General features: G+C 55.3%; 1 protein-coding gene. It reads left to right on the top strand.

Annotation, left to right across the window (positions count from 1 at the left end; all coding sequences use genetic code 11):
- Positions 1-18 precede the first annotated feature (18 nt).
- Positions 19-414, top strand: a 396-nt coding sequence (locus FJV41_RS56205) for a substrate-binding domain-containing protein (RefSeq protein WP_220138049.1), incomplete at its 3' end; no start/stop codon positions are given.

The following is a 414-nucleotide window of genomic DNA, read 5'->3' as shown; positions in this document are numbered from 1 at the left end:
ATTATAAACAGGGTAAACATGATGAAAAAAATAACGCTTTCTCTTATCGCGCTGGGGCTGCTCAACTCCGTAGCCGCCTATGCTGAGACGCCAACGCCGGTGCCGGCGGCTATCGCTGAACATAACGGGCCGATCCGTATTGCGGTGATCCGCAACCTGGGTTCCGATGATAACACCACCCAGTTTGTGTCCGGGGCTATCCAGGAAGGCAAGAAGCTCGGCTTTAAAATGAGCACCTTCCTGAGCAACGGCGACGACGCGAAATTCCAGGACTTCGTCAACCAGGCCATCAGCCAGAAATACGATGGCATTATTCTCTCTCAGGGGCGTGACCCGTATTCCACCGCCCTGGTGAAGAAGGCGGTGGACGCCGGGATCAAAGTGGCGGTGTTCGATACCGCGGTAAGCGGTGAG

The organism is Myxococcus llanfairpwllgwyngyllgogerychwyrndrobwllllantysiliogogogochensis (genome assembly GCF_006636215.1).
Taxonomy (GTDB): domain Bacteria; phylum Myxococcota; class Myxococcia; order Myxococcales; family Myxococcaceae; genus Myxococcus; species Myxococcus llanfairpwllgwyngyllgogerychwyrndrobwllllantysiliogogogochensis.
Note: the sequence above shows the minus strand (reverse complement) of the source record. Positions and strands in the feature narration are given on the sequence as shown.